Genomic DNA, 3,705 nt, shown 5'->3' with positions numbered 1-3,705 from the left:
AGCCCATAACACAACTCACCACCGCGGGGTGGAGCAGCCCGGTAGCTCGTCAGGCTCATAACCTGAAGGCCGCAGGTTCAAATCCTGCCCCCGCAACCAGATATAAGTGATTGATATCACACATTAAAACCCGACCTCTGAGGCGGGTTTTTTGTTGTCTGAAATCTCCCGCAGGATGCGTATAGGATGCAGATGGGAGTGAAACTCCAGGGTAGGTTACGCCTAAAACAGGCCATATCACGATAACGCGATCTTTATCGGCGGCCTTATTGATCAGTGGAAATTGCGAGATCTGACGACGATACGCTCACCGGCGGAATCGCTGGTATGAGTGTTCTCCATAGAGGAGCGATTAACGACGTCCGCGAGCAGCCCGGAAAGGTCGGTGATCTCTTTTGCTACCAGATGCACGACGTCACCTTCCTTCTGGAGCATGCCTGTCAGCCATCATGCCTGCAAAAAGCACAGGCGCCCACACGAAATGCGAGCCAGGCCGCACAGTCAAGGCGTGAAACCCGATTCAATGATGCCCTTGCCCTGAAAGCCGAAGGGCATGGCCTTCAGGCCATAGCTGACATGATCGGTGTCGAGCGCAAGACCCTGCGGCGTTGGTTCAGGCAGGGGCACGCCCCGACATGGAAGCGTACCACGACAAAGCCCGGTATCCTCGCGCCTTATACGGATTATCTGGACAGGCGATGGCATGAAGGATGCCATAACGCCACGACATTGTGGCGGGAGCTGGTCAGTCAGGGCTTTACCGGGAAATATGGGATTGTGTGGAAATGGTTGACGATACGACAGACTGCATCTCCACAACAGCGCTCCCGACGCCATGCTGTGCCTCCCCTCGGACGGAAACTGGCACGCCTCCTATTGACGGATCCTGGAACACTTGCCGATCAGCAGACCCTGTTTGTCAGGGAACTTCTTGCAGCAGAACCCCAACTGGAAAAAACGACCAGATGGGTGAGAAAAATGCAAAATCTGCTCTGCAGGAAATCAGAAGATAACCTCAGGCTTTTACTGAAAGAAGGAAGGGATACGCTGCTCTTCCGTCTGGTTCCAGCCCTTGAACGGGATGCCGAAGCCATTCGGGCTTCTCTTGCGACATCGTGGACAACCAGCCCTGTCGAGGGGCAGATCAGTCGATTGAAAATGATAAAGCGCACCATGTTCGGGAGAGCAGGCTTCGAACTCCTCAGGGCACGTGTACTTCCGCTCTCATAGCACAAAAATCACCACACACTTTGCGGAAGAGCCATATTTTTAATAATAAGAGAATTATTTATAATTTCTAATTATATTACCACGTCTTCAACGGATTTTCTTTGGTAGCATTCACTTCATTGTAGACTGATTAGATGATTTTAACGACTAATTTATACGATCATGAGCCGTAATGCAGACAGTCTTCTCTCCCCCCAGTGCCGACATTTTTTTTGCCGGGAAAATAGGGGGTGGGTTGGTGTGGGTGCAGCCGTCAGAGTCAGAGGGCTGAGCGGATTTTCGTGACGGGTTGAGAGGGTAGGGGAGAGTCTCCTGTCCGCCCGTCATGGAGCTTTTCGCCATGGCGACCGCTATTCCCAAAATCAGCCTGAGTTCGTCTCGTGACATCCCGTTCAACCGGCTCGTGCTGTCCCAGTCCAACGTGCGGCGTGTGAAATCCGGCCTGTCGATTGAGGAACTGGCCCGCGACATCGAGCGTCGCGGGCTGCTGCAGAGCCTGATCGTATCCAGTCCGGATACGACTTCATGACTGCTGCTCAATAACCCTACGAATATTCCAGAGCATGCGGCGGCGTAGTAACCCGCTGCGGGGCGGATCAGAAACCAGTACGGCGTAAAGCGTTGTCTGGCCTTGTCACTGCTCTGGCAGGTCTGCGGGAGGCACGACGTGTCCTGACTTCTGCAGGCATGGCTCTGTTCATTGATGTGACGGCCCCATCTTCCGCCCTGCTGGATAGCTGACTGCAGTCGATGGAACTGCTGCGTGATATCTCGCATGTACGGGATTATTCATCTGCTGAATGGACGGCCTGTCTGGGGCAGGCGGGCTTCGTTCTGAAGGCTTTTCAGACCCATCGCCTGCGTATGGACTTCGCAAGCTGGGTGGCACGTACGAAAACCCCGATTGAGCAGACTGTGGCCATTCGTTCCCTCCAGCAGACTGCCCCGGAAGCGGTAAAACGCTATTTCGAGATCGAGGTAGACGGTAGTTTCATGATTGATGTCGGCAGTTTTCAGGTGGCGCCGTTGTGAACCGGTCTGTGATTGTGTCCGAGAAATGCAGGATGTGTCATCATCCGGACCACCAGCAGTTTTCCAGCATTGTGGAGGGGAAGAGATGAGCCGGGAGTCCGTGCAGGCATTTTTCGAGGCGAACGCACCTGATATCGAACCGGTCGTGCTGACAGACAGTACGGCGACAGTGGCGGAAGCCGCTCAGGCTCTGGGTGTGGAGGAAGGGCAGATTGCCAAGACGCTGGCGCTGAAAGTCGGGGATGAGCGGATCCTGGTTGTCATGGCCGGGACAGGACGGTTGGACAACCGCAAGACGAAGGATACGTTCGGCAACCGGCCTCGCATGCTGCCTGCGGACGAGGTGCTGGAACTGACAAGCCACCCCGTAGGTGGCGTGTGTCCCTTTGGGTTGCCGCGGCCGATCAGGGTGTTTTGCGACATCTCCTTGCGTGCGTTTGACGAAGTCTGGCCCGCGGCAGGTGACCGGAACAGTTCCGTATGTCTGACGCCGGAGCAACTGGTGGAACTTGTTGGCGCAGAATGGGTCGATGTCAGCCAGCACTAATGTCGGATTTCGCCTACAAGTCAGGCACCAAAGTGGTGATGGTGGTTGCCCGAAAGTGGACTGGCAGCTTTGCGCACATAAGACCGGTAAACCTGACATCAGTCTGCAATTTGTTTCGGTTGCCACGTCGCCCGGGGCGGCGATAATCACGATAGCCCGAAGGCGAGACAAGACCTAGATTCGATCGATTAACCGAAGGCGGATTTCGAATGGCTCGTTGCGTATATTGCCTCCAGACCTTCGTCCCGAAGGAAGAGCGCGATAGCCCACTGAATCCGTCCCTAGAGCACTTCATTCCATGGTCGCTCGGCGGCAGTAATGGCTTCGCGACGATGGATGCGTGCACCGAGTGCAACAGCAAGCTCGGCGATTCGGTCGACGCGGCGACGATCAACCAGCCGCTGCTGGCCATGATACGACAGCAATTCGGCATCATGGGCTACAGTGGCAATGTCCCGGACGTAGTGATGCCGATGCGTTCGATGGACACCAACGAGCCCGGTCGGATGACTATCCCACCGGCCGGTGACATTGAATACCGTCACAATCCGGTAGTCATCCGCCAGCCACATGAGCTCGGCGAAGAACTATTCGTCGCAGGCAGCGAGGAAGACGTCCGCAAGATCTTGCAAGGCATTGCCGACAAGGAGGCGAAGCGCGGGCGACGGCTCGTCGACCTTTCCTCCGGCCAAACGATCGACCTAGATGACTCCATCGCCAACGCAGAGAGGGGGACGACGGATCTTTACCGGGCGCAGACGAAGGTACGCGTTGCAGATGGTCCAGCCCAGCGTATCGGTGGCCGGACGGCCCAGCATATGCCCGGGGAGGAAGCCTGGCTGATTGGCGAGCACCGTTCCACCGGAGAACGGAAATACTATCTGTCCAACCTGTCT

General features: G+C 55.8%; 2 protein-coding genes, 1 tRNA gene and 4 pseudogenes. All 7 read left to right on the top strand.

Annotated elements, in window-relative coordinates:
* The first annotated feature begins 22 nt into the window (after positions 1–22).
* Positions 23–99, top strand: a tRNA-Met gene (locus CFR71_RS15315).
* A gap of 228 nt (positions 100–327) precedes the next feature.
* Positions 328–1,230, top strand: a complete 903-nt coding sequence (locus tag CFR71_RS15310) for a transposase (RefSeq protein WP_116790924.1) — start codon at positions 328–330, stop codon at positions 1,228–1,230.
* A 340-nt stretch (positions 1,231–1,570) separates the two neighbouring features.
* Positions 1,571–1,735 (top strand): annotated as a pseudogene (locus CFR71_RS15305) (DUF3363 domain-containing protein); the annotation flags it as partial.
* A 134-nt stretch (positions 1,736–1,869) separates the two neighbouring features.
* Positions 1,870–2,262 (top strand): annotated as a pseudogene (locus CFR71_RS15300) (SAM-dependent methyltransferase); the annotation flags it as partial.
* Positions 2,263–2,347: 85 nt separating this feature from the next.
* The gene (locus CFR71_RS15295; RefSeq protein ID WP_019092568.1) at positions 2,348–2,809 is read left to right on the top strand and encodes a YbaK/EbsC family protein; all 462 of its coding nucleotides are present in this window, start codon (positions 2,348–2,350) and stop codon (positions 2,807–2,809) included.
* Positions 2,810–3,018: 209 nt separating this feature from the next.
* A pseudogene (locus tag CFR71_RS17075) lies at positions 3,019–3,195 on the top strand (HNH endonuclease); the annotation flags it as partial.
* Positions 3,196–3,561: 366 nt separating this feature from the next.
* A pseudogene (locus CFR71_RS17070) lies at positions 3,562–3,705 on the top strand (IS701 family transposase); the annotation flags it as partial.

This window comes from Novacetimonas pomaceti (assembly GCF_003207955.1).
Classification (GTDB): Bacteria; Pseudomonadota; Alphaproteobacteria; order Acetobacterales; family Acetobacteraceae; genus Novacetimonas; species Novacetimonas pomaceti.
Note: the sequence above shows the minus strand (reverse complement) of the source record. Positions and strands in the feature narration are given on the sequence as shown.